Origin of the sequence: Pseudomonas carassii (assembly GCF_036324045.1) — a bacterium.
GTDB classification, from domain to species: domain Bacteria; phylum Pseudomonadota; class Gammaproteobacteria; order Pseudomonadales; family Pseudomonadaceae; genus Aquipseudomonas; species Aquipseudomonas peradeniyensis.
This window is the reverse complement of the sequence record NZ_JAZDCT010000006.1, coordinates 90,071-113,862: the sequence shown is the minus strand read 5'-3', so window position 1 is coordinate 113,862 and position 23,792 is coordinate 90,071. Positions and strand designations below refer to the sequence as shown.

Below are 23,792 nucleotides of genomic sequence, written 5' to 3'. Positions count from 1 at the left end.
ATGAACAAGATGACGTTCCCCAACGCCTGCCAGGTGATGCGCTGGCATTTCCATCCGCTGGGCTTCGAGGCCAGCATGGATGCCCCGCGCAGCATGGTCGCCCGGCTATTTGACCGGGCCACTGGTGAAACCCTGCTGGCGATCGCCGGCATTCCCTGCGCCACCATCATGCCTGCCGCCGATGTCGAGCGGATCATCGAGGCGGTCGAGGCTGAGATGGAAACCTTCGACCTGATCGCCGGCCGCCTGCGCAGCGCTGTCTAGATTGCCTGCTCCTGGCGCGCCTTCAACACCTGCAAGCCTTTCATGAACTGCTCGGGCGGCACCGGCTGGCCAAGCAGGTAGCCCTGCAGCGAATCGCAGCCCAGGCGGGTCAGGAAGTCCTGCTGGCGGTCGGTTTCCACCCCTTCGGCGACAATCCGCAAGCCCAGCGCCTGGCCCAGGGCGACGATGGCCGAGACGATCGCCGCGTCGTCGCTGTCCTGCTCCAGATCGCGCACGAAGCCACGGTCGATTTTCAGTTCGTTGGCCGGCAGGCGCTTGAGGTACATCAGGCTGGAATAGCCGGTGCCGAAATCGTCGATGGAGAGGTCCACGCCCATGTCCGACAGGCGCTGCAGCACATGCAGGCTGGCGTCGGCATCGCGCATGGCGGTGGTTTCGGTGATTTCCAGGGTCAAGCGGTTGGCCGGCAGGCCGTTTTCGTTCAGCGCCTGAGCCACGCTGTCGACCAGCCCGGCATGGCAGAACTGGATGGCCGACAGGTTGACCGCGATGCGCCAGTCATCGTTGCCCTCATCGAGCCACTGGCGCATCTGCCGGCAGGCTTCGCCCAGCACCCACTCGCCGATCGGAATGATCAGGCCGGTCTTCTCGGCCAGGCCGATGAAGCGGTCCGGCAGCATCAGGCCATGTTGCGGATGCTCCCAGCGCAACAGGGCCTCGGCGCCGATGGGCTGGCGCTGCACGGCGTCGAACTTGGGCTGGTAGTGCAGGCGGAACTGGTTGTGCTCCAGGGCCGTGCGCAGGTCCTGCAACAGTTGCAGTTGCTGGCGGGCGTTGCTGTTCATCGAGGCGTCGAAGAAGCTGTAGCCGTTCTTGCCGGCGCTCTTGGCGTGATACATGGCCGCATCGGCGTTGCGCAGCAGTTCGTGCTGGTCCAGGCCGTTGCCCGGATACATCACGATGCCCAGGCTCGCCGACAGTTGCAGGTCGTGCTCGGCCACGCGGAACGGCCTGGCCATCAGGTTGACCTGCTTGACCGCGACGTTCATGGCGTCGTCCGGTTCGTCCAGTTCCACCAGCAGCACGAACTCGTCGCCGCCGATCCGCGCCAGGGTGTCCTGGCTGTGCAGGTGGCCGCGCAGACGGGCCGCCACGGCCTTGAGCAACAGGTCGCCGACATGGTGGCCGAAGGCGTCGTTGACCGGTTTGAAGCCATCCAGGTCGATGAACATCAGGGCGAAGCAGCCGCCCTGCTCCGCCACCCGGCCCATGGCCTGGTCGATACGGTCGGCCAGCAGCGTGCGGTTGGGCAGCCCGGTCAGGGTGTCGTGCAGGGCCAGCTGGGTCAGTTCCTGGTTGGCCAGGGTCAGCGAACGTGCCAGCTCCGCCGTGCGCGCCTCCAGGCGGGCGTCCAGCACCGAGGTCAGCAGGGCCACCGCCAGCACCGCCAAGGTAGTGATCAGCACCAGGTAGTCCAGGCCATCGCCGGCCAGGCCCGTGGTCAGCGCGCCGCAGAAGCTGCCTGCCGGGAAGTTGGCCGCGGCCATGCCGGTGTAGTGCATGCCGACGATGGCGATGCCCATCACCACCGCCGCAACACCGCGAATCTGGCGCACATAGGGGGTGTGCTGGCGCAGGCGGAAGGCGATCCACAGCGCCGCCGCCGACGCCCCCACGGCGATGGCCAGCGACGCGCCGAACAGCGTCGGGTCGTAGTCGATGCCCGGCTGCATGCGCAGCGCGGCCATGCCCATGTAGTGCATGCAGGCGATGCCGGTGCCCATGATCAAGGCGCCGAACACCAGCTGCAGCCACGGCAGTTTCGGCTGGCTCACCAGCCACAGGGCAAAGCCCGAGGAGGCCACCGCGATCAGCAGCGACAAGGCCGTCAGGGTGGTGTCGTAGCCCAGCTCGATCGGCAAGCTGAACGCCAGCATGCCGATGAAGTGCATCGACCAGATGCCGATGCCCATGGCGAACGCCCCGCCGCCCATCCACAGGTACACCGCCCGCCCCTTGGCCGTGGTGATGCGCCCGGTGAGGTCCAGGGCCGTATAGGAAGCCAGGATGGCCACGCACAGCGAGATCAACACCAGCGAGGAGGAGTAACTACCGATCAGCATTGGTACTTCCAGGAACAGGCCGAGGAACGGCCCGGGAAAAGCCGATGATTGTACTCAAGCTTTGGCGAAACGCACGGGGTTTTCGCGGACCTGAATGGATCCAATGATCGACGCAAGGCACCGCAGGGACTGGGCTAGAGCGTATTGCCCAGCAATTGAAGGCATATTGCCATTGGTCGTCTCGGGCCACATCGCGGGGCAAGCCCGCTCCCACGCTGTGATACACGCCTGAATGATTTGGAAGATGGCGTGGGAGCGGGCTTGCCCCGCGATGGCGTCACGACGAAACCCACGCCAAGGGCAACGACTCCAGCTAATATCAATAGGCCGATACCCCAGGAGCTCGCAATGGCCACCCCATCCCGCCAGGCAGCGTTGCTCACCCTGCTCGCCCTCGCACTGTCGCTGTCTGGCGGCTGTTCGAACAAACACGCCACCACTCGCTACGCAGCCCAAGGCTCCAACTGTTACGCCAAGGCCCTGCCCAGCAGCGGCGAGGGCGGCCTGGCCTTCGGCCCCACCCTCGCCATGGCCAGCAAGAAATCACTGGCCAGCTGCGTGCGCTACGCCGGCAGGTCGGGCGGCACGCCGCACACCTGCCAGGTGGTCGTGGCCAAGTGCAAGGGCTGAGCTAGCCCAGCGCCTCCTCGATCAACGCGGCGACTTCCTTGGCCCTGGAGGCCAGCGACGCGTGGCTGGCGTCCAGGGTGATGACCTTGCGTGCCTTCAATCGCGCCGCCATCGCCTGCTGGTTGACCGGCGCGATCATGTGATCCTGGCTGGAGACTTGGTACCACGACGGTTTGTGCTTCCACGCAGGATCAACGATGGTGTCGCCAAAGGTACCCGCCAGCGGCGCCTTCTGGGTCACCGCCATGACCAGCGCCTCGTCCGCCGACAGGTCCTGGCAGAAGCTCTCGTGGAACTTGTCGGCCTTGATCCACAGGTAACCGTCGCTGTCCGGCGCCAGGTTCGGTGCCGCCAGGGGTGGATGCTGCTGGGTCAGTGCGCCCGGGCTTTCGCCCGCATCGGGTGCGAAGGCCGCGATGTAGACCAGCCCCGTCACATTGTCCTGGTTGCCCGCCTGGGTGATCACCGCCCCGCCATAGGAATGCCCGACCAGCAGTACCGGCCCGCCAACCTGCGCCACCATCTTGCGCGTGCGCTCGGCGTCATCCGCCAGGGAGGTCAGCGGCAGCTCCACGGCGCGGACATCCTTTATGCCCTTGCGCGCCAGCTCGACGATCACCTTTCCCCAATGGGCGGCACCGCCCCAGAAACCATGTACCAATACGACAGTAGGCTTGCTCATGAATGAACACCTTCGCTAGGGAAACAGGGATGTGGTTCGCCGCAACAGCATAGGCCATCGGCTGCCACGCCTTAGATCAAAGGCCTTGGACGGCAAGCGCGCAAATGACGCAAAGCCTATTGGCCGGCCTGCTGGCGCTGCCAGCGTTGCAGATTCTCGGCCACCAGCTGCTCGGGCAACGGTCCCGCAACCAGCGCCCTCATCTTGCGTGCCAGCTGTTCGCGCAACGCCGGCTTGTTGCAGCCGGACTTGTGCGACAAGGCCAGGTACAACCCCTCGCTGGAGACCGGCGGTTCGAGCACTTCAAGCGCCTGTTCCTTGCCCAGTGTGCGGGCCAGGGCCAGACCGGGGTAGTGTTCGAAGATCACATAGTCGCTGCGCTTGAGCAGCAGCTTCTGGAAGGCCTGGGTGACGCTGGGCACGGCCTCGAGGTTGAGCTGCGCCCGAGCGTAGTCATCGAAGGCCTGACCGTGGCTGTTGTTGACCAGCGTCCCGCCGCGCCGTCCCTTGAGGTCGGACCAGTCGCTGTAGGCGAAGCCCTCGCCCTTGCGTACCCAGACCACGCTGGAGTTGAACAGAAAAGGCGGACTGACGAAATCCACCAACTGCTCCCGCGCCTGGGTGCGGAAATACCCGGCCAGCATGTCGACGCGCCCACTGCTCACCTCTTCCTGGGCCCTCGACCATGGGCCGACATACACCACGTCCACCACCAGGCCGAGCTCCTTGGCCACCTGCTTGAGCAGGTCGGCATTGGCGCCGATCAGGCGCTCGGGGTCCTGCGGGTCACGCCAGAGGTAAGGGGGGTATTCCGGATTGCCGGTGGCGGTGAGGTGCTGGCAGGCGTCAGCGGCGACGGTGACCTTGGGCACCGCCGCCAGGGCGAACGACAACAACACAGACAGGCCCAGACAACGTCCGTTCATTGCGTTCCTCGTGCTATGGATTACGCCACTGACAACGTGGCCTTACACAGTGTGCACGAGAAATGGCCGAACGCCACGTGCGCTGTCGCGATCCGTACTGCGGTACGTCGTCACGCCAGCTGCGCGATGGCTCAGTAGCGAATGGACAAGGCGATCGCCTCGCTCGGGGTCTGGTGTTTCTCCAGCAGGCCCAGCACTTCTTTCTTCAACTGCTCCTGCCTGTCGATCAGCGCCAGATCGCGGAACTTGTAGTCCAGGTCGGCGTAGCTTTCCGACACGCCGGCATTAAGGTGGTTCTTGCCGAAGGTGTGCACGATGTGCTTGGACTTCCAGATGTCGTACTGGCTGAACACCTGGTCCTGCGGCAAGTGCCTGGCGACCGAGAACGGCACCCGGGTCAGCAGGCAGTAGTTCATCTTGTACTTGTGGAACTGGTAGTGCTCCAGGGAGTGGACGAACGACACGTACCAGATATAGGTGGCGATCACTTCGATGTTGAAGGCCTTGTCGCCGGGCTGGCACGGCAGGTTGACATAGCGGCACAGCTCGGCGACCCAGTTGTTGATGTAGGGCTCGGAGCTGTCGCGCAGCAGGTCGTCGTAGCTGGCCGAGACGAACTTCAGCACCGCCGCGTAGTAGTCGCGGTACTGGGCATTGAGCGCGTGCTGGCCATTGAGGTACTGGTCGAACGGGATGGCGAACCTGATCTCGAATTTCTGGGTCAGTGCCTGATCCTCGGTCTCGCGCTTGTTGTACATGTTCAGGGCGTTTTCATAACCGACCTTGTAGAAGGTCTGCGCCGAGTAGTAGCCGATGCAGCTGTAGAGGAACTTGTCGGCGATGCCGGTGGTTTCGCGCAGCGACAGCGGCGACTCCTTGAACTGGTGGTTAAGCATCAGGATGTAGGCAGTGTGCGGGTCCATCAGCTTGTGGAAGTTCGACTCCCTGGGCACCAGGTTGAACAGGAACGCCGCGCCCATTTCGGCGAAGAACAGGTGGTGGTGCAGGTGCGCGCCGAGGATGAAGAACACCATGGTGTTGGACATGAAGTACACCTTGGCCAGGTCCCAGTGCGGCTCGCCCGGGCCGACGCTGAAGCCGTCACGCAGGGTGATGCGCATGCTGTCGGCGGCAAAATCCTCGGCAATGGCGATGCTGGCCACGTCGAACACCGAGCTGGACAGGCGAATCTCCCGGGTGAAGTCACGCATGTCGAAGGTCGACACGCCATCGACCGTCTGCAGATAGTGGGTGATCTGCGACGACATCAGGAACACCCGGAGGTCCTCGTCCGAGATGGCCGTCGGCTGCGGGAACTGCCCCAGCGGCACCTTGTAGTAGTCGCGGTTGGCCTTGATGATCGACTGGATGTAGTTGTGGTAGACCTTGTCCTTTCTCCAGCGGTAGACCAGTTCGGCTGGCAGCTTCTTGGGGATGTATCCCATGTGGTAGTCGGTGCCCGGGATCGGCGTGCTTTCCATCGAGATGGAATCGCGGTTGTAGTGGCGATAGCCGAAGTAGCGAGGCAGCAGCCATTTCAGCTGAACCCATTTCCAGGCCAGGAAGCTGGTGCCGAGGTTGACCGCGTACAACGCCAGCAGCAGCGGCACGAACTTGACGTAGTACAGGCCCACGTACACATGCTTCAACGGCTCGGCGCGGGTCTTGCTCATCAAGATGATCACGGGGCTGACGGTAATGAAAAACGCCAGCAAGATGACTTCCAGCATGCTTCAAACTCCTTGTTCGATCGCTTTGTTCTTGTTGCGGCTTGCGCCGTAGCTGTACAGGCAGGCGCCTGTGAAAATCACGTTGACGACGCTCCAGGCGAGCGCCGCGTCGGGGCTGTACCAGCTCGTCAGGTCGAAGGCCGGCAGGTTCATCAGCGGTGTGTCGCCGGCCAGCGTGCGCACGAACAGGTAGAAGCCGAAGGTGTAGGCGCGGGCCTGGAAGTACAGGTCCGAGCGGCGCAGGAGCAAGGCATAGGCTACCGGCGCCAGCAACAGCGGCAGGGCGTAGCCGAAGGTGGTGATCCGCGCCGAGTACAGGAAGCACAGGTTCCAGGTGGTGTAGAGGTACGGCCAGTAGGCCGGGACGCGCACCACGAAGTCACTGTGGCGCCCGGAAATCTGCCAATGCTTGCGCGAGTACGGCAGGCAGACGATCAGGCCCACGGCGGCAATGATGTTGAGGACGTTGCCGGTCTGCCAGTCGATCACCGAGGCCTCGATGATATTCAGCACGATCACCAGGTAGATGAGCTTGTAGATGAAGCCCTCGATCCTTGGCTTGTAGCGGGCATAAGCCAGGAAGCACATGGGCAGCAGCACGCTGATGGTCTTGATGCGCATGAACAGGTTGGCGTTGGGCACCAGCAGCGCCGGCAGCGACAGGACGAAGAAGGTCAGGCCCACCAGGCGGTAGCGCCTGAGCAGCTCGGCGACCAGCAGGAAGGCGGCGAAGAAGGCCAGCATCAACAGCAATGTGTTCGGCATGAAGTGTTTCCCTACTCATTCATGGATCGACGTGCGGCGCGAACGCCGGGCACGGCAAAGCCTGCCGCGCACGCCCGGGCCAGAGGCCGGGGACGGTGGAGCAATGGACAGGCTGCGGTATCAGGTGGCTGGCAAGGGGGCCGCGGCGCGGCCTGGCTCAGGCCTTGCCGAGGACGTGCGCTTCAGCCTCCAGCCATTTTTTCACGGCTTCGGGCATCGGCGCGGTGGTGGGTTGGACCTTGAGCTTCTCGGCGATCACCGCGTTGGCGACCAGGCCCTTGCGGCCAACCCAGGCGCCTTTGGAGTAGCCGGTCACGACCACGTCGCCTGCGCTGTTGAAGAAGCTGTACTGGAAGTAGGTCCAGTTGTCGTCGAGGCAGCAGATGCTGAATTCAGCCGTGTACTTCTCGAACATTGAAAGTTGCTTTTTGTAAACGACCAAGTTGCCGCCGAGCATTGGCTTCCAGCCCAACTTGAAGGCCGGAATGAGGATTTTAGCGCGCAGGCAAAGTTCCAGCATGAACAAGTCGGCGATGGTCATGTAACGACCATTGTTCATGTGTTTATTGATGTCGATATCGTTCGGCCAGACCCGTAGCGTGCGGTGCAGCGTATCGGTCAGAGCCATGGGCGGTTTGAAGAAACCACGCAGGACAGCGAGCAACAGGCGGATGTACAGATTCATCCGGTTATCCCTCCCTAGGATTTTTTATTATCGTTCCCTGTTCAGCCAACCGTTGATTAATCGGTTGGCGGCAAGCGGCGCATTGCAGGCCTGCTTGTTTGCTTCTCAGCGGTGGCGAAACTAACAGCTTTCGCCGGGAGCAACCAGTGGCCAACACCGTAATTGCTCTAAAAACGCCAACTGAATAACCGGTCACGTTCGGACTTTATATCCAATTGATGCTGAAACGTTTGTTCTTTTATTGGAAAACTATTCGTCACGGTGTTCCGCTAGTCCATGTGCTCGCACAAGGCCTGGCGCAATGCCTCGGGCACTGCAACCGGCTGCCTGCTCTCGGGGCAGACGCACACCTGGGTCAGGCTGGCGCGAAAGCAGACCTCGCCACCGGAGCCACGCGCCTCGACGGCAAAGCTGAATGATGTGGTACCAGGCTCACCACTGCTGACCTGCACGCTGATCAGGTCATCCCAGGTCATCGGCGCCAGGAACTCGATGGACAGTGCCCGCGCCGGCGGCATCACGCCCATGGCGAACAAGGTGCGCAGGCCTTCACCGCCGAGGCGGTGGGAGAGAAACTCGTGGATTGCCTCGATGACGAAATAGGAGATGCGAGGCGTATAGACGATCCCGGCGGGATCGCAGTCGCCAAAGAGAATTTTCCGGGTGGTGATGAAAGGCATGACGAACGATGCTCCCTGCGGTGGATGCCTGGCCGCTCATACTAGCGTGCCAGCGCCTTTGCTGCCCCACCGCTCTCAAGCCATGCACCAAGGCGGACAAGGTAATGGCACAGGAGAAACTGGCCCGAAACAGATGTAGGAGCGGCCTTGCGTCGCGATGCGCCGCGCGGGCGGCGCTCGATCTGATAGGCGCTGAAACTCCCCCGCCGAGCGGTGCTCGATCTCACAGGCGCTACAACTCCCCCGCCGAGCGGCGTTCGATCTCACAAGCGCCCCCCCCGCCGAGCACCTTGAAATCCCCCCTGCCGCCCAGCCAAGTGCATTTCCCCACCCTGATCCCTTATGATGCTGAATGGTTTCTCCACCCTCAGGATGCCCGATGCTGACCGCCCTGCTGTTCGACCTCGATGGGACCCTCACCGATACCGACACCTTGCACCTGCAAGCCTTCCGCAAGCTGCTGTTCGACCATGACGGCCGCGAGCTGACCCAGGAGCAGTTCAACACCCAGGTCAGCGGTCGCTCCAACGGCCTGTTGTTCGCCGAACTGTTCCCCCAGGCCGACGCCGCCAGCCGCCAGGCCCTGGCCGAACGCAAGGAAGCGCTGTTCCGCCAACTGTCACCGACCTTGGCGCCGATGCCCGGCCTGCTGCGCCTGCTGGAGCACGCCGCACGGCATGGCATCGGTATGTGCGTGGTGACCAACGCGCCGCGCCTGAATGCCGAGCACATGCTTGGGGCCATGGGCCTGGTGGCGCGTTTCGAGCATGTGCTGGTGGCGGACGAACTGGCCCGGCCCAAGCCCGACCCCCTGCCCTACCTCACCGGGCTGCAGCGCCTGGAGGCCAGCGCCGGGCAGGCGCTGGCGTTCGAGGATTCACTACCGGGGGTCAAGGCCGCCGTCGATGCCGGGATCTTCACCGTGGGGCTGGCCACGACCCAGCCTGCCGAGCGGCTGCTGGCTGCCGGGGCAAGGCTGGTAATCGAGGACTACGACGATCCACGGTTGTGGGAGCTGATCGAGCTGATGCAAGCGAGCGCCTGACGGGCTGCCGGCATCCTGGGCCTGCTTCGCGGAGCAAACCATTCGTCGGTAACGGCAAAGATGCTGTCGAATCCCCTGGAGCTCACTCGACCACCTGGTGAACCCCAAGCGTGGAGTCACGCCCATGAGCCCTACCGCCCCCAAGCACGCCGTGGTCACGCGCAGCCAGTGGCTCGCCGCCCGCCGTCAACTCTGGCTGCACGAGAAAGCCTTCACCCACCAGCGCGACGAACTCGCCGCGGCCCGCCGCGCCCTGCCCTGGGTGCTGGTGGACCAGGACTACCGCTTCCAGGGGCCGCACGGCGAGCAGGGCCTGGCTGAGCTGTTCGCCGGGCGCAGTCAGTTGCTGGTCTATCACTTCATGTTCGCCGAGGGCTGGAACGAAGGCTGCCCAGGCTGCTCGTTCCTCGCCGATCACTTCGACGGCGCCAACCTGCACCTGGCCCACCATGACGTGGCCCTGGTGGCGGTGTCACGGGCGCCCTATGCCGAGTTCCAGGCGTTCCGCCAGCGCATGGGCTGGCGCTTCCCGTGGTTCTCCTCGCACGGCAGCGCCTTCAACCAGGACTTCGGGGTCAGTGTCGCCACCGACGGCAGCGCCCAGTACAACTACGAGCCCTATGCCGGCAACGAGGCAGAGCTGCCCGGCCTCAGCGCGTTCTATCGCGATAGCGAGGGCAACCTCTACCACACCTACTCCACCTATGCCCGTGGGCTGGACATCCTGGTCAACGCCTACAACTTCCTCGACCTGGCGCCACTGGGGCGCAATGAGGAAGGGACCATGGACTGGGTGCGCCACCATGATCGCTATGAAGGCGCGCAGGACAAACCCCACTGCTGTGGGGACTGAGGAAGCACCATCGTGGGACAAGTCGCATCGGCGGTCCGCCGATGCGACTTGCCCCACGATGGCCGTGTCAGATCGCCTGCACCGCCAGCAACTCCGTCAACACTTCGGCCAGCGCCTTGACCATGACGTCTGCCGTTGGCCGGTGCACGATCACGATCTCGTAGCTGTCCACTTCAGGCAGCCCCTGCCCGGCCCCCAGCACCCGGTGCTCGCCCAGCGCCGCCCGCGGCGGCAGCAGGCTGATGCCCATGCCGTCGGCCACCGCCGCCTGGATCCCGCTGAGGCTGGAACTGGTAAAACTGATGCGCCAGCGCCGCCCCATGCCTTCGATCGCGCTGATCATGTCGTCGCGGTACAGCCCCCGTGGCGGAAAGGTCACCAGCGGAATCGGGTCGAGCTCGAACGACGGTGTGCGCGCACTGTCGATCCATTGCAGTCGCTCCGGCCAGCAAGCCACGCCTTCGCGGCTGTTGCGCCGCTGCTTGAGCAGCACCAGGTCGAGCTCGCCATTGTCGTAGGCCTGGCTGAGGTCACGGCACAGGCCGCTGGTGACCTCCAGCTTGACCTGCGGGTGGCGCCGGCTGAACGCGGACAGCGCGTTGGTGGTGCGTCCGCCGACGAAGTCCTCCGGCACGCCCAGGCGCACGGTGACGCCGACCATGGCCCCGGCCAGGGCTTCGAGCATCTGGTCGTTGAGGGCCAGCATGTGCCGGGCATAACCGAGCAAGGTCTGCCCGGCATCGGTGGGCAGCACGTCGCGGTTGCCGCGCACCAGCAGGCGATGACCGACCATGTCCTCGAGGCGACGGACCTTCTGGCTGATGGTCGACTGGGTGGAGTGCAGGCGTGCGGCAGCGGTGGTGAAGCTGCCACAGTCGGCCACCACGACGATGGCGCGCAACAGGTCGAGGTCGAACAGGGTCCTATTCGGTTTTACGCTGGAAGACATCTCGGTATTCGACTTCTGAATGATAAGCCTGGTTTCTACCATGGGTGCCGATACCCGGCAACATGCGCAAATACACTGGCTTGCATCCAGATAATTCACTTCTGCTACAAGCATGAGCCCCCTAGGATGAAACTTCGTCACATCAGGAGCCGACGCCCATGCGCCTGCCGCTCGCCGCCTTGCTGTTGAGCCTGAGCCTTGCCACCCATGCCGAGACCACGACCATGAACAGCGCCTTGCTAGATGCCAGCCTACGGGGTGACGCCCCTGCCGTGCGCCAGTTGCTCAACCAGGGCGCGCAACCGGACACCCGCAACGACCAGGGCCAGACCGCCCTACTGGTGGCGACCCACGCCAACCGTGTGGACGCGGCCAAGGCGTTGATCGAGGCCGGTGCCGACGTCAACGCCAAGGACAACATCCATGACAGCCCCTACCTGTATGCCGGCGCGCGAGGCCTCAACGATATCCTGCGCCTGACCCTCGCCCATGGCGCCGACCTGAAGAGCACCAACCGCTACGGTGGCACCGCGTTGATCCCGGCGGCCGAACGCGGCCATGTCGAAACCGTGCAATTGCTGATAGATGCCGGCGTCGATGTAAACCACCTCAACCGCCTGCACTGGACCGCGTTGCTCGAGGCGGTGATCCTCGGTGATGGCGGCCCGCGTCATGTGGAGATCGTGCGTCGGCTGCTGGCGGCCGGGGCGGACCCGCAGATTGCCGACAAGGACGGCGTGACCGCACTGGAGCATGCCCGCCAGCGCGGGTATCAGGAGATGATGACCCTGCTGGAGCAGTAACGCGCCTCTGGTGGAGTGAACACGGGGCGCTACTTCGTGTGTCAGTAACAGGCAAGATTCCCGTATACAAAAAAATCAATTTCTGTTTACACTGCCCCGCGCCTACGACAACGGTCATCGCCGTTGCGTATTGCGACAGGCTCAAGCCATGCAACATTCACTACTGCCCACCTTCATCGGGCACCCTTCTCGAACGCCGTGCGTCCAGTACGCCGCATCCGCCCTGCTTCCGTCTGCCCACACGCCCCCTGCCCCCTCACCTGGGCTGCGCGTGTGCGGTGCACCGTTTGCCCAAGCCCTCGACACCCGGCTTCGCCACGGCGCCTGACGACACAGTCGCGCTCGGCTCGAACAGCCGACGCCACCCTACAATCAGAAAACACACCCCGAACGGGAGGGGACTCTCATGCCCAAGACGCTACTGGTCAAGAACGCCGAACTGCTGGTGACCATGGACGGCGAACGCCGCGAGATCAAACGCGGCGGCCTCTACATCGAAGACAACGTGATCAGGCAGGTCGGCCCCAGTGATACGCTGCCGCAACACGCCGACGTGATCCTGGACATGACCGGCAAGGTGGTCATTCCGGGCCTGGTCAACACCCACCACCACATGTACCAGAGCCTCACCCGCGTGGTGCCGGCCGCCCAGGACGGCGAGCTGTTCAACTGGCTGACCAACCTCTACCCGATCTGGGCACGGCTGACCCCGGAGATGATCTCGGTGTCGACCCAGACGGCCATGGCCGAGCTGATCCTCTCGGGCTGCACCACTTCCAGCGACCACCTGTACATCTACCCCAACGGCTGCAAGCTCGACGACAGCATCCACGCCGCCGAGGAGATCGGCATGCGCTTTCACGCCGCGCGCGGCAGCATGAGCGTCGGCCGCAGCCAGGGCGGCCTGCCGCCGGATTCGGTGGTGGAGAAGGAAAGTGACATCCTCAGGGAGTCCCAGCGCCTGATCGAGGACTACCACGATGCCAGTCACGGCTCGATGCTGCGCGTGGTGGTGGCGCCGTGCTCGCCGTTCTCGGTCAGCCGCGACCTGATGCGCGAGGCGGCGGTGCTGGCCCGCGAGCATGGCGTGTCGCTGCACACCCACCTGGCCGAGAACGTCAACGACATCGCCTACAGCCGCGAGAAGTTCGGCATGACCCCGGCCGAGTACGCCGAGGACCTGGGCTGGGTCGGCCACGACGTGTGGCACGCCCACTGCGTGCAACTCGACCAGCACGGCATCGAGCTGTTCGCCCGCACCGGCACCGGGGTCGCCCACTGCCCGTGCTCGAACATGCGCCTGGCCTCGGGCATCGCGCCGATCCGCAAGATGCGCGACCACGGCGTGCCGGTGGGCCTGGGGGTCGATGGTTCGGCGTCCAACGACGGCGCCAGCATGATCGGCGAGGTACGTCAGGCCCTGCTGTTGCAACGGGTCGGTTTCGGCCCCGATGCGATGACTGCCCGCGAGGCGCTGGAGATCGCCACCCTGGGCGGCGCCAAGGTGCTCAACCGCAACGATATCGGCGCCCTCGCCCCAGGCATGATCGCCGACTTCGTCGCCTTCGACCTCGGGCATGTGGCCTATGCCGGCGCCCTGCACGACCCGCTGGCGGCGCTGGTGTTCTGCACCCCGACCCACGTCGACACCAGCGTGATCAACGGCCGTGTGGTGGTTCAGAACGGGCGCATCACCACCGTCGACCTGCCCCGGGTGCTGGAACGGCACAACCAGTTGGCGCGTCAGTTGGTCAGCGGCGAGTGATGGCAGCCGAGCGCTGCCGGTAGCGGGTGTGGTGTTTTGCACCGTCGACCCATCATTCGCGAATGATGGCCGTCATGTGTGAAACACCACACGGGCACTCATGGAGTGCCCCGCCCGTTCACTCCACCACCAGGTCCCGCTGAACATCCCAGCCGCCGCCAAGCGCCGCAATCAACTGCACGCTGGCCACCAGCCGCCCTTGCAACAACGTCAACACACTGCGCTCGTTGCTGAGCGCCGTGGTCTGCACATTGACCACATCCAGATAGCCGATCAAGCCCGCCTTGTACTGGTTCTCGGTCAGGCGCAAGGATTCCCGCGCCGCATCCAGCGCTTCCTGGCGCACCACCGCCTCGTCGCCGTACACCTTGAGCTGCACCAGGTAGTTCTCGACCTCCTTGAACCCGTCGAGCACCGTCTGCCGATACTGCGCCACGGTCTGGTCGTACACCGCCACAGTCCGGTCAACCTCGGCACTGCGTTTGCCGGCATCGAACAGCGTCAGCGCCAGTTGCGGCCCGACCGACCAGTAACGGTTGGGCAACTCGATCCAGTTGTTGAAGCTGCTGCTGGAGTACCCGCCGTTCATGCTCAAGGACAGATCCGGGAAATACGCCGCCCGCGACACGCCGATGTTCGAGTTGGCCGCCATGACCTTGCGCTCGGCCGAGGCGATGTCGGGACGCCGCTCGAGCAGCTGCGACGGCAGCGACAGCGGCACCTGCGGCAATGCCGGAATATCATCGCTCGCCGCCAGGGCAAAGTCGGCCGGCGCCTTGCCCATCAGCACGGCGATGGCGTTCTCGTACTGCGCCCGCTGCCAGGCCAGGTCGATCAGGTCGGCCTGGGTGCTCTTGAGCTGAGTACGCGCCTGGGCCACGGCATCCGGCCCGGCAACCCCGGCGCGGTATTGGTTCTCGTTCATCTTCAGCGACCGCTCATAGGCCGCGACCGTGGCTTCCAGCAGGCGCTTCTGCGCGTCGATCACCCGCAACTGCAGATAGTTCTGCACCAGTTCCGACTGCTGGCTCAGGCGGATGGCCGCCATGTCGGCCAGGCTGGCCTCGGCGCTGGACTCGTTGGCATTCATGGTTTCACGCAACTTGCCCCACAGGTCGATCTCCCAGCTCACCCCGAGCTGCGCGTTGTAGGTGTTGCGGATACCGCTGCTGTTGTTCGACAGGCTGGAGCTGGAACTGCCGGTGCCCTGGGCCGAACGGTTCTTGCTGGTGGTCAAGTCCAGCGAGGGAAACAGCGAGGCACGGCTGCTGCGCACCAACGCCTGGGCCTGGCGGTACTGCGCCTCGTACTGCGCCACGGTCTGGTTGCTGCGGTTGAGCTCCTCCACCAGGGCGTCGAGCCGCTTGTCGCCATAGATCTCCCACCACGCCCCACGAGCGATGGCGTCGGACGGATTGGCCTGGGTCCAGCCTTCGGCCTGCTTGAACTGCGCCGGGGTGCTGACCTCGGGGCGGTGGTAGTCCGGGCTCAGGGTACAGGCGCTGAGCATGGCCACGCACAACCCGGCGCTGACCAGGCGCGAACCACGCCCCTGGGTCAGCAGCTTGAGAGCACGGTGGATTCGGGTGTGGGCAAAGTTCATAGCGGGGTATCCAGGGCAGCGTCGGTGCGCACGCCGCGCCAGCGGTTGAACCGGTGGCGCAGGCGATCGAGGTACAGGTAGACCACGGGCGTGGTGTAGAGGGTGAGGATCTGGCTGAACACCAGGCCGCCGATGATGGTCAGGCCCAGTGGCTGGCGCATCTCGGCGCCCTCGGCGCGGCTGAGCAGCAGCGGCAGCGCGCCGAGGATCGCGGCCAAGGTGGTCATCAGGATCGGCCGCAGGCGCAGCAGGCAGGCACGGCGGATCGACTCCTCCGGCGACAGGCCGTCGTGACGCTCCAGTTGCAGGGCCAAATCGATCATCAAAATGGCGTTCTTCTTCACCACGCCGATCAGCAGGAACAGCCCCAGCAACGAGATCAGGCTGAACTCGCCACCGGTCAGGTACAGCGCCAGCAAGGCGCCGACCCCGGCCGAGGGCAGCGTGGAAAGGATCGTCAGCGGGTGGATGTAGCTCTCGTAGAGAATGCCGAGCACCAGATACACCAGCACCAGGGCGCCGAGGATCATCAGCGGCTGGCCTTCGGTGGTCTTGGTAAAGGCGTCGGCGTCGCCGCCAAGCTTGGCGATCACCGACTCGGGCAAGCCAAGCTTGGCCACCGCGCGCTCCAGCGCGGCCATGGCCTGGTCGGGGCTGTAGCCTTCGGCGACGTCGAACGAGATGTCCTCGGAGGCGAACTGCCCTTCGTGGCTGACGCGGTCGTTGGCCAGGCTGTTCTCGTAGCGGGCGAAGGTGGACAGCGGCACCCGGGCGCCGTCGGCGGTGATCACCTGCACCTGCTCGAGGGTGCTCGGGTCCCAGGCGTATTTCGGGTTGATCTCCAGCACCACCTGGTACTGGTTGAGACTGTCGTAGATGGTCGAGATCTGCCGCTGGCTGTAGGCGTTGTTCAGCACCGCGGTGACCATGTCCATGTCGATGCCCAGGCGCTTGGCCTGGTCACGGTCGACCACCAGGGTCACCTGCTGGGTGCCGGCGCCGTCACGGGCGTCGATGGCGGTCAGCTCGGGCAGCTTGCGCAGCTCGGCGGCCACCTTCGGGAACCACTCGCGCAGGGCGGCCAGATCGCCGCTCTGCAAGGTGTATAGGTACTGCGAAGTGCTCTGGTCGCGACCACCGCCGCCCAGTTGCAGGTCCTGGTCGGCCATCAGGTACAGGCGCCCGCCGGGGATCTTCGGCAGGTCCTTGCGCAGGCGGTCGATCACCTTCTGCGCGTTCTCCTTGCGCTCGGCGATCGGCTTCAGGCGCACCAGCACGAAGGCGTTGTTGGTGCCGCTGTTGCCGCCGATGAAACCAGCGACGCTCTCCACCGCCGGGTCCTTGAGCAGGGCGCGGCGGTAGATCTCCATCTTCGGCTGCATCACGGTGAACGACAGGCCGTCATCGCCACGGATGAAGCCTTGCAACTGGCCGGTGTCCTGCTGCGGCATCAAGGTCTTGGGCACCACCACGTACAGGGCGATGTTCAGCCCGATGGTGGCCAGCAGGCTGAACAGGGTCAGACGCTTGTGGCGCAGCGCCCAGCCCAGGCTCTTGTCGTAGCCGGCGACCATGCGCTGGTGGATGCGGTCGCTCCAGCGCTGCAGGCGGGTCTGCTGCTGCGGGCCGTGGACCTTGAGCCAGCGCGAGCAGAGCATCGGCGTCAGTGTCAGCGACACCAACAGCGAGACGATGATCGCCGCGGCCAGAGTGATCGAGAACTCCTTGAACAGCCCACGGACGATGCCGCCCATGAACAGGATCGAGACGAACACCGCCACCAGCGAGACGTTCATCGACAGCAGGGTGAACCCCACTTCCTGCGCGCCCTTGTAGGCGGCGCGCATGGGATTTTCGCCGTTCTCGATATGCCGCGAGATGTTCTCCAGCACCACGATGGCGTCGTCCACCACCAGGCCGGTGGCAAGAATCAGCGCCATCAGCGACAGGTTGTTCAGCGAGAACCCACACAGGTACATGACCGCGAAGGTGCCCACCAGCGACACCGGCACCGCCAGGCTCGGGATCAGCGAGGCGCGCAGGTTGCCGAGGAACAGGTAGACCACCAGGATCACCAGCACCACCGCGATCAGCAGGGTGTGCTCGGCCTCCTTCAGGGTGGCCTTGATCACCGGCGAACGGTCCATGGCTACGTTGAGCTTGACGCTGGCCGGCAGCAGCGACTGCAAGGCCGGCAACTCGGCCTTGATCTGCTCGACGGTCTGGATGATGTTGGCGTTGGTCTGGCGGTTGACCACCAGCAGCACCGCGCTCTCGTCGTTGAAGAAGCCGCTGTTGTAGCGGTTCTCCACGCCATCGCTGACCTTAGCCACGTCGGACAGGCGCAGGATCGCGCCGTTCTGCTGGCGGATCACCAGCGGCTTGTAGTCCTCGGCGGTTTCCAGCTGGTCGTTGGCACGCACCTGCCAATTGCGCTCATGGTCTTCGACGAAGCCCATGGGCCGGCGCTGGTTGGCGTTGGCCACGGCGTTACGCACATCGTCCAGGGACAGGCCGTACTGGTTGAGCAGCTGCGGTTCCAGCTCGATGCGCACCGCCGGCAGCGAGCTGCCGCCGATCTGTACCTCCCCTACGCCGCTGACCTGCGCCAGGCTCTGGGACAAGATGGTGTCGGCCAGGTCGTAGAGCTTGCCCTTGGACAGCACGTCCGAGGTCAGCGACAGCACCATGATCGGCGCCTGGGACGGGTTGATCTTCTTGTAGGTGGGCATGCTGCGCATGCCGCTGGGCAGCAGGTTGCGGGTGGCGTTGATCGCCGCCTGCACCTCGCGCGCCGCGCCGTCGATGTCGCGGCCCAACTCGAAGCCGATGATCACCCGGGTCGAGCCCTGGTTGGAGCTGCTGGTCAGCGTGGTAACGCCAGCGATGGCGCCGAGCTTGCGCTCCAGTGGCGTGGCCACGGTGGAGGCCATGACCTCCGGGCTGGCGCCGGGCAGGCTGGCCTGCACCACGATCACCGGGAAATCCATCTGCGGCAGCGGCGACACCGGTAGCAGGCCGAAGCTCACCCCGCCCAGCAGCATGATCGCCAGGCTCAGCAGCATGGTGGCTACCGGCCGGCGGATGAAAGGTCCGGACAGGTTCATGCTTCGGCCTGCCGCGCACCGTCAGCCGGGCGCCAGCGGCGCGCCAGGCGGTCGAAGTACAGGTAGATGACCGGCGTGGTGAACAGCGTCAGCACCTGGCTCACCAGCAGGCCGCCGACCATCACCAGGCCCAGCGGCTGGCGCAGCTCGGCGCCGGAACCGGTGGCGAGCATCAACGGCACGGCGCCGAACAGCGCGGCCAGGGTGGTCATCAGGATCGGCCGAAAGCGCAGCAGCGCCGCCTGGTAGATCGCGTCGCGCGGGCTCATGCCCTGGTGACGCTCGGCCTCCAGGGCGAAGTCGATCATCATGATCGCGTTCTTCTTGACGATGCCGATCAGCAGGATGATGCCGATGATGGCGATCATGCCCAGGTCGTTGCCGCTCAGCAGCAGCGCCAGCAAGGCCCCCACCGCCGCCGAGGGCAGCGTGGAGAGGATGGTCACCGGGTGGATGTAGCTCTCATAGAGCACGCCCAGCACGATGTACATGGTCACCACCGCGGCCAGGATCAGCAACAGGGTGCTCGACAGCGAGGCCTGGAACGCCTCGGCGGCGCCCTGGAAGCGGGTCTGCACGCCGATCGGCATACCGATGTCCTGCTGCACCTGCTCGATCACCTTGACCGCCTCGCCCAAGGATGCGCCGTGGGCCAGGTTGAACGACATCATCACCGCCGGGAACTGGCCGATGTGCGAGATCGCCAGCTGGGCCTGGCGCTGCTCGATGCGCGCCAGGGCCGACAGGCGCACCTGGCCGCCGTCGGTGGCCTTGACGTGGATCGACTCCAGGGCCTGCGGGCCGAGGCTGGCCGCGGTCTGCGACTGCAGCACCACGCGGTACTGGCTGGCCTGGGTGTAGATGGTCGAGATCTGCCGCTGGCCGAAGGCGTCGTACAGCGCGTTGGTGATCTGCGCCACGGTGATCCCTAAGCGGCTGGCCATGTCGCGGTCGATCACCAGGAATACCTGCAAGCCCTGGTCCTGCAGGTCGCTGGCCACGTCCTGCAACTCGGGGCGGTCCTTGAGCGCCTGCACCAGCTTGCCGCTCCACTCGGCGAGCATGTCGGCATCCGGCGAGCTGAGGCTGAACTGGTACTGGGTGCGGCTGACCCGGTCCTCGATACTCAGGTCCTGCACCGGCTGCATGAACAGACGGATGCCGACCAGCTTGTCGAGCTGCGGCTGCAGGCGGTTGATCACCTCGGAGGCGGTGACATCACGCTCGCCGTGGGGCTTGAGGTTGATCAGCAGGCGGCCGCTGTTGAGGGTGGCGTTGTCACCGTCGACACCGATGTAGGAAGACAGGCTCTGCACCGCCGGGTCCTGCAGGATCACCTGGGCCAGGGATTGCTGGCGCTCGCTCATGGCGGCGAACGAGGTCGATTGCGGCGCCTCGGAGATACCCTGGATGACCCCGGTGTCCTGGGCCGGGAAGAAGCCCTTGGGCACCATCAGGTACAGCACTACAGTCAATGCCAGGGTGGCCACGGCCACCAGCAGGGTCAGCGGCTGGCGCTCGAGCACCCAGGTCAGGGTGGTGCCGTAGTGCTTGATCAGCCAGTCGATCCAGGCGCCGCTGGCGCGGTAGAAGCGACCCTGTTCCTCTTCCTTGGGTTCGCGCTTGAGCAGGCGCGCGCACATCATCGGCGTCAGGGTCAGCGACACCACCAGGGAAATCAGGATGGCCACCGCCAGGGTGATGGCGAACTCGCGGAACAGCCGTCCGACCACATCGGCCATGAACAGCAGCGGAATCAGCACCGCGATCAGCGAGAAGGTCAGCGAGATCAGGGTGAAACCGATCTGCTTGGCGCCCTTGAGCGCGGCCTGCATGGGTGTTTCGCCCTCCTCGATGTGCCGGGAGATGTTCTCCAGCATGACGATGGCATCGTCCACCACAAAACCGGTGGCGATGGTCAGGGCCATCAAGGTGAGGTTGTTGACCGAGAAGCCGGCCAGGTACATCACCCCGAAGGTGCCGATCAGCGACAGCGGCACGGCGATGGAGGGAATGATGGTGGCGCTGAAGCGGCGCAGGAAGACGAATGTGACCATCACCACCAGGGCGATGGCGAACAGCAACTCGTGCTGCACGTCGCGCACGGCGGCACGGATGGTCTGGGTGCGGTCGGTGAGCACGCTGACATCCAGGCCCGCCGGCAGGTTGTCGGTGATCGAAGGCAGCAGCTCCTTGATCCGGTCGACCACCTCGATGACGTTGGCGCCGGGCTGGCGCTGGATGTTCAGCAGCACCGCCTCGTTCTGGTTGGCCCAGGCGGCCAGGCGTTCGTTTTCGGCGCCGTCGACAATCTCGGCGACATCCTTCAGGCGCAGCGGCGCGCCGTTGCTGTACTTGAGGATGAGGTTGGCGTATTCCTCGGGCGAACGCAGTTGGTCGTTGGCATCGAGCATCGACACCCGGGTCGGACCGTCGAAGTTGCCCTTGGGCTGGTTGACGTTGGAAGCGCCGATCAGGGTGCGCACGTCGTCCAGGTTGAGGCCGTTGGCGGCCAGGGCGTCGACGTTGACCTTGATCCGCACGGCCTGGCGCTGGCCGCCGGCGATGCTGACCATGCCGACGCCGCTGATCTGGGCGATCTTCTGCGCCACGCGGGTGTCGACCAGGTCGTTGAGCTTGGGCAGCGGCATGGTCTTCGAGGAAATGGCCAGGGTCAGCACCGGGGTGTCGGCCGGGTTGACCTTGTTGTACACCGGCGGCGCCGGCAGGTCGCTGGGCAGCAGGTTGCTGGCGGCGTTGATCGCGGCCTGCACCTGCTGCTCGGCGACATCCATGTTCATGTCGAGGTTGAAGCGCAGGGTCAGCACCGAGGCGCCGCCGGAGCTGGTCGAGGCCATCTGCTCCAGGCCCGGCATCTGCCCGAACTGGCGTTCCAGCGGCGCGGTGACGGCGCTGGTCATCACCTGCGGGCTGGCGCCGGGGTACAGGGTCATGACGCGGATGGTCGGGTAGTCGACCTGGGGCAAGGCCGCCACCGGCAGCAGCTTGTAGGCGATCAGGCCGGCCAGAACGATGGCCAGCATGCTCAGCGTGGTGGCGACCGGCCGCAGGATGAACAGGCGCGAGAGGTTCATGCGCCCGCCTTGGTGCCTGGTTCAGCGGTCTGGGCCGAGTCCTTGGCGCCCTGCCCCTGCAGGTGCTGGCCGGGGGTGGTGGGGACCTGGGAGCTATCCTCGACCACATCGACCTTGGTGCCTTCGCGCAGGCGGTCGGTGCCTTCCAGCACCAGGCGCTCGCCGGCGGCCAGGCCCTCGACGATCACCGTGTTCTCGCCATCGCTGGCGCCGACCTTGAGCTTGCGCACGTTGATGGTGTTCTCGGCGTTGACCACATAGGCGAAGGTGCCGTCGTTGCCGAACTGGATCGCCGCGGCCGGTGCCAGCACCACCTGCTTGAGGGTGTCGGCCAGCAGGCGCACGTTGACGAACTGGTTGGGGAACAGCGCGTGGTCGCTGTTCTGGAAGGTGCCCTTGAACTTCAGGGTGCCGGTGGCGACGTCGATCTGGTTGTCGAGGCTGCCCAGCACGCCGGTGGACTGCAGCTTCTGGTCGCCCCGGTCCCAGGCCTCGACCGGTAGGCTGGCGCCGCTGCGATAACGGGCCAGCACGGTGTCGAGCTGGGTTTCCGGCAAGGTGAAGGCGACGCTGATCGGCTGGGTCTGGGTGATGACCACCAGCGCCGTGGTGTCGTTGGCCGCCACCAGGTTGCCCAGGTCCAGCTGGCGCAGGCCCACGCGGCCACTGATCGGTGCGCGGATCTGGGTGAACTCGAGGTTCAGGCGGGCGTCGTTGACCTGGGCCTGGTTGGTCTTGACCAGCCCCTGGAACTGACCGACCTGAGCTTCGGCGGTGTCCAGGGTCTGCTTGGCGATGCTGTCCTCGGCGTACAGGCCTTTATAACGGGCCAGGTCGACCTGGGCGTTCTTCAGTTGCGCCTGGTTCTGCGCCAGGGTGCCTTCGGCCTGCTGCAGGGCGATGCGATAGGAACGTGGGTCGATCTCGGCGAGCAGATCGCCGGCCTTGACCTGCTGGCCTTCCTTGAAGTGGACCTTGACCAGCTCGCCGGCGACCCGGCTGCGCACGTTGACCGTGTTGGTCGCGGTCACGGTGCCGAGGGCCTTGTAATAAAGCGGGAAGTCTCCGACCCGCACCGGCTCGACCCGCACCGGCACTGCCTCGGTGGAGGCGCCGAAGCCCGGCCGGCCGCCCATGCCCAGGCCCTTGCCCGGACGGTGCCCGTCGCCTTCCTTATGGACGGTCGCCGCGGGCCACAGCCACCAGGCCAGCAGGGCCACCAGCAGCAGGATCAGCAGGCCGAACAGCCAGCGACGAGGGGAACGGGAGTTGGAGGCTTGCATGGGTCGAACGAACCTTGTTCAGAGAAAGACGGCGTGGAGAGCGTGAACGATAAGCACTGGCATCGCTTTAGCAAAGGGGCTTTACCAGTGCTTTACCTTCGGCTGACGTTGGCAAAGGGGTGAACTTTAAATGAAAACGGCCTGGAACAGGGTCCAGGCCGTTACAGGGTGTAACCCCTGGGGGTGCTTCGCCCCCTTTCACGGCACAAGGCCGCTCCTACAGCAGTCAGCGCTTTCTGTAGGAGCGGCCTTGTGCCGCGAAAGGGCCGCAAGGCGGCCCCAGCATCACTTACTTCAGGACAGCCAGCGCCGCCTCGTAGTTCGGCTCGTCGGCGATTTCGCCCACCAGCTCGCTGTGCAGCACCTTGTCGTTTTCGTCCAGCACCACCACGGCGCGGGCGGCCAGGCCGGCCAGCGGGCCGTCGGCGATGGCCACGCCGTAGTTTTCCAGGAACTCGCGGCCACGCAGGGTCGACAGGTTCTTCACGTTCTCCAGGCCTTCGGCGCCGCAGAAGCGCGCCTGGGCGAAAGGCAGGTCGGCGGAGATGCACAGCACCACGGTGTTGGCCACGTCATTGGCCTGGGCGTTGAACTTGCGCACCGAGGTGGCGCAGGTCGGGGTGTCGACGCTCGGGAAGATGTTCAGCACCTTGCGCTTGCCGGCGAAGTCGGCCAGCGACTTGTTCGACAGATCGCCAGCGACCAGGGAGAAGGCAGGTGCCGCAGCGCCTTGCTTCGGCAGTTCACCGCTGACCTGAACCGGGTTGCCTTTGAGAGTCACTTGAGCCATGGCGGAAATCCTTATACGGGGTTGGAAAAGGATTCAGAGTTAACCATGAAGGG

At 64.9% G+C, this 23,792-nt stretch carries 19 protein-coding genes; 6 read left to right on the top strand and 13 right to left on the bottom strand.

The window, feature by feature from the left end; all coding sequences use genetic code 11:
- Positions 1 to 264: a DUF1652 domain-containing protein gene (locus tag V0R62_RS06620; protein ID WP_330103184.1), complete on the top strand. Its 264-nt coding sequence runs from the start codon at positions 1 to 3 to the stop codon at positions 262 to 264.
- On the opposite strand, the gene V0R62_RS06615 is transcribed toward V0R62_RS06620, so the two are convergent.
- Entirely contained in the window at positions 261 to 2,348 is a 2,088-nt protein-coding gene (locus tag V0R62_RS06615; RefSeq protein WP_330103183.1) for a putative bifunctional diguanylate cyclase/phosphodiesterase, read from the bottom strand. The two genes, V0R62_RS06620 and V0R62_RS06615, sit on opposite strands and share 4 nt — an antisense overlap.
- Positions 2,349 to 2,696: 348 nt before the next feature.
- Here V0R62_RS06615 and V0R62_RS06610 point away from each other — a divergent pair, with 348 nt between their 5' ends.
- Positions 2,697 to 2,978 carry a hypothetical protein gene (locus V0R62_RS06610; RefSeq protein ID WP_280083428.1) on the top strand — a complete coding sequence of 94 codons (282 nt, stop codon included), beginning with the start codon at positions 2,697 to 2,699 and terminating at the stop codon, positions 2,976 to 2,978.
- Between the two features lies 1 nt (position 2,979).
- On the opposite strand, the gene V0R62_RS06605 is transcribed toward V0R62_RS06610, so the two are convergent.
- From V0R62_RS06605 to V0R62_RS06580, 6 genes are all read right to left on the bottom strand, one after another.
- A complete protein-coding gene (locus V0R62_RS06605) occupies positions 2,980 to 3,660 on the bottom strand; it encodes an alpha/beta hydrolase (RefSeq protein ID WP_330103182.1) in 681 nt (226 codons plus the stop codon).
- Positions 3,661 to 3,776: 116 nt separating this feature from the next.
- Complete coding sequence (locus V0R62_RS06600) at positions 3,777 to 4,586, bottom strand: substrate-binding periplasmic protein (RefSeq protein ID WP_330103181.1); 810 nt, start codon at positions 4,584 to 4,586, stop codon at positions 3,777 to 3,779.
- Positions 4,587 to 4,717: 131 nt separating this feature from the next.
- Positions 4,718 to 6,316, bottom strand: a complete 1,599-nt coding sequence (locus V0R62_RS06595; RefSeq protein ID WP_330103180.1) for a hypothetical protein — start codon at positions 6,314 to 6,316, stop codon at positions 4,718 to 4,720.
- A 3-nt stretch (positions 6,317 to 6,319) separates the two neighbouring features.
- Positions 6,320 to 7,081: a hypothetical protein gene (locus V0R62_RS06590; RefSeq protein ID WP_330103179.1), complete on the bottom strand. Its 762-nt coding sequence runs from the start codon at positions 7,079 to 7,081 to the stop codon at positions 6,320 to 6,322.
- A gap of 157 nt (positions 7,082 to 7,238) precedes the next feature.
- Complete coding sequence (locus V0R62_RS06585; RefSeq protein WP_330103178.1) at positions 7,239 to 7,766, bottom strand: thioesterase family protein; 528 nt, start codon at positions 7,764 to 7,766, stop codon at positions 7,239 to 7,241.
- 269 nt (positions 7,767 to 8,035) lie between these two features.
- The gene (locus tag V0R62_RS06580; RefSeq protein ID WP_330103177.1) at positions 8,036 to 8,446 is read right to left on the bottom strand and encodes an acyl-CoA thioesterase; all 411 of its coding nucleotides are present in this window, start codon (positions 8,444 to 8,446) and stop codon (positions 8,036 to 8,038) included.
- A 379-nt stretch (positions 8,447 to 8,825) separates the two neighbouring features.
- Between V0R62_RS06580 and V0R62_RS06575 the strand changes: the two genes are divergently transcribed.
- Positions 8,826 to 9,491, top strand: coding sequence for an HAD family hydrolase (locus V0R62_RS06575; RefSeq protein ID WP_330103176.1), 666 nt, complete (start codon positions 8,826 to 8,828; stop codon positions 9,489 to 9,491).
- Between the two features lie 124 nt (positions 9,492 to 9,615).
- Positions 9,616 to 10,344, top strand: coding sequence for a DUF899 domain-containing protein (locus tag V0R62_RS06570; RefSeq protein ID WP_330103175.1), 729 nt, complete (start codon positions 9,616 to 9,618; stop codon positions 10,342 to 10,344).
- 67 nt (positions 10,345 to 10,411) lie between these two features.
- On the opposite strand, the gene V0R62_RS06565 is transcribed toward V0R62_RS06570, so the two are convergent.
- Positions 10,412 to 11,293 (bottom strand): LysR family transcriptional regulator, encoded by an 882-nt coding sequence (locus V0R62_RS06565; RefSeq protein WP_330103174.1) that lies wholly within the window; start codon positions 11,291 to 11,293, stop codon positions 10,412 to 10,414.
- A 158-nt stretch (positions 11,294 to 11,451) separates the two neighbouring features.
- On the opposite strand from V0R62_RS06565, the gene V0R62_RS06560 reads away from it, so the two are divergent.
- Complete coding sequence (locus tag V0R62_RS06560; protein ID WP_330103173.1) at positions 11,452 to 12,096, top strand: ankyrin repeat domain-containing protein; 645 nt, start codon at positions 11,452 to 11,454, stop codon at positions 12,094 to 12,096.
- A 406-nt stretch (positions 12,097 to 12,502) separates the two neighbouring features.
- Positions 12,503 to 13,861, top strand: coding sequence for an 8-oxoguanine deaminase (locus tag V0R62_RS06555; RefSeq protein ID WP_330103172.1), 1,359 nt, complete (start codon positions 12,503 to 12,505; stop codon positions 13,859 to 13,861).
- A 118-nt stretch (positions 13,862 to 13,979) separates the two neighbouring features.
- Here V0R62_RS06555 and V0R62_RS06550 read toward each other — a convergent pair whose 3' ends face one another.
- The 5 genes from V0R62_RS06550 to tpx form a co-directional block, all read right to left on the bottom strand.
- The gene (locus V0R62_RS06550; RefSeq protein WP_330103171.1) at positions 13,980 to 15,464 is read right to left on the bottom strand and encodes an efflux transporter outer membrane subunit; all 1,485 of its coding nucleotides are present in this window, start codon (positions 15,462 to 15,464) and stop codon (positions 13,980 to 13,982) included.
- Positions 15,461 to 18,571, bottom strand: coding sequence for a multidrug efflux RND transporter permease subunit (locus V0R62_RS06545; protein ID WP_330103170.1), 3,111 nt, complete (start codon positions 18,569 to 18,571; stop codon positions 15,461 to 15,463). Before V0R62_RS06545 ends, V0R62_RS06550 begins: the two co-directional genes overlap by 4 nt.
- The gene (locus tag V0R62_RS06540; protein ID WP_330103169.1) at positions 18,568 to 21,666 is read right to left on the bottom strand and encodes an MdtB/MuxB family multidrug efflux RND transporter permease subunit; all 3,099 of its coding nucleotides are present in this window, start codon (positions 21,664 to 21,666) and stop codon (positions 18,568 to 18,570) included. Before V0R62_RS06540 ends, V0R62_RS06545 begins: the two co-directional genes overlap by 4 nt.
- Positions 21,663 to 22,949, bottom strand: a complete 1,287-nt coding sequence (locus tag V0R62_RS06535) for an MdtA/MuxA family multidrug efflux RND transporter periplasmic adaptor subunit (protein WP_330103168.1) — start codon at positions 22,947 to 22,949, stop codon at positions 21,663 to 21,665. The genes V0R62_RS06540 and V0R62_RS06535 overlap by 4 nt, the downstream gene beginning before the upstream one ends.
- A 289-nt stretch (positions 22,950 to 23,238) precedes the next feature.
- Positions 23,239 to 23,739 (bottom strand): thiol peroxidase, encoded by a 501-nt coding sequence (gene tpx / locus V0R62_RS06530; protein ID WP_028692156.1) that lies wholly within the window; start codon positions 23,737 to 23,739, stop codon positions 23,239 to 23,241.
- Between the last annotated feature and the right edge of the window lie 53 nt (positions 23,740 to 23,792).

Bases quoted from the DNA above. Each gene is read 5' to 3' on its own strand.
- V0R62_RS06620 (WP_330103184.1), top strand. From the start codon at position 1: ATGAACAAGATGACGTTCCCCAACGCCTGCCAGGTGATGCGCTGGCAT.
- V0R62_RS06615 (WP_330103183.1), bottom strand. From the start codon at position 2,348: ATGCTGATCGGTAGTTACTCCTCCTCGCTGGTGTTGATCTCGCTGTGC.
- V0R62_RS06610 (WP_280083428.1), top strand. From the start codon at position 2,697: ATGGCCACCCCATCCCGCCAGGCAGCGTTGCTCACCCTGCTCGCCCTC.
- V0R62_RS06605 (WP_330103182.1), bottom strand. From the start codon at position 3,660: ATGAGCAAGCCTACTGTCGTATTGGTACATGGTTTCTGGGGCGGTGCC.
- V0R62_RS06600 (WP_330103181.1), bottom strand. From the start codon at position 4,586: ATGAACGGACGTTGTCTGGGCCTGTCTGTGTTGTTGTCGTTCGCCCTG.
- V0R62_RS06595 (WP_330103180.1), bottom strand. From the start codon at position 6,316: ATGCTGGAAGTCATCTTGCTGGCGTTTTTCATTACCGTCAGCCCCGTG.
- V0R62_RS06590 (WP_330103179.1), bottom strand. From the start codon at position 7,081: ATGCCGAACACATTGCTGTTGATGCTGGCCTTCTTCGCCGCCTTCCTG.
- V0R62_RS06585 (WP_330103178.1), bottom strand. From the start codon at position 7,766: ATGAATCTGTACATCCGCCTGTTGCTCGCTGTCCTGCGTGGTTTCTTC.
- V0R62_RS06580 (WP_330103177.1), bottom strand. From the start codon at position 8,446: ATGCCTTTCATCACCACCCGGAAAATTCTCTTTGGCGACTGCGATCCC.
- V0R62_RS06575 (WP_330103176.1), top strand. From the start codon at position 8,826: ATGCTGACCGCCCTGCTGTTCGACCTCGATGGGACCCTCACCGATACC.
- V0R62_RS06570 (WP_330103175.1), top strand. From the start codon at position 9,616: ATGAGCCCTACCGCCCCCAAGCACGCCGTGGTCACGCGCAGCCAGTGG.
- V0R62_RS06565 (WP_330103174.1), bottom strand. From the start codon at position 11,293: ATGTCTTCCAGCGTAAAACCGAATAGGACCCTGTTCGACCTCGACCTG.
- V0R62_RS06560 (WP_330103173.1), top strand. From the start codon at position 11,452: ATGCGCCTGCCGCTCGCCGCCTTGCTGTTGAGCCTGAGCCTTGCCACC.
- V0R62_RS06555 (WP_330103172.1), top strand. From the start codon at position 12,503: ATGCCCAAGACGCTACTGGTCAAGAACGCCGAACTGCTGGTGACCATG.
- V0R62_RS06550 (WP_330103171.1), bottom strand. From the start codon at position 15,464: ATGAACTTTGCCCACACCCGAATCCACCGTGCTCTCAAGCTGCTGACC.
- V0R62_RS06545 (WP_330103170.1), bottom strand. From the start codon at position 18,571: ATGAACCTGTCCGGACCTTTCATCCGCCGGCCGGTAGCCACCATGCTG.
- V0R62_RS06540 (WP_330103169.1), bottom strand. From the start codon at position 21,666: ATGAACCTCTCGCGCCTGTTCATCCTGCGGCCGGTCGCCACCACGCTG.
- V0R62_RS06535 (WP_330103168.1), bottom strand. From the start codon at position 22,949: ATGCAAGCCTCCAACTCCCGTTCCCCTCGTCGCTGGCTGTTCGGCCTG.
- tpx (WP_028692156.1), bottom strand. From the start codon at position 23,739: ATGGCTCAAGTGACTCTCAAAGGCAACCCGGTTCAGGTCAGCGGTGAA.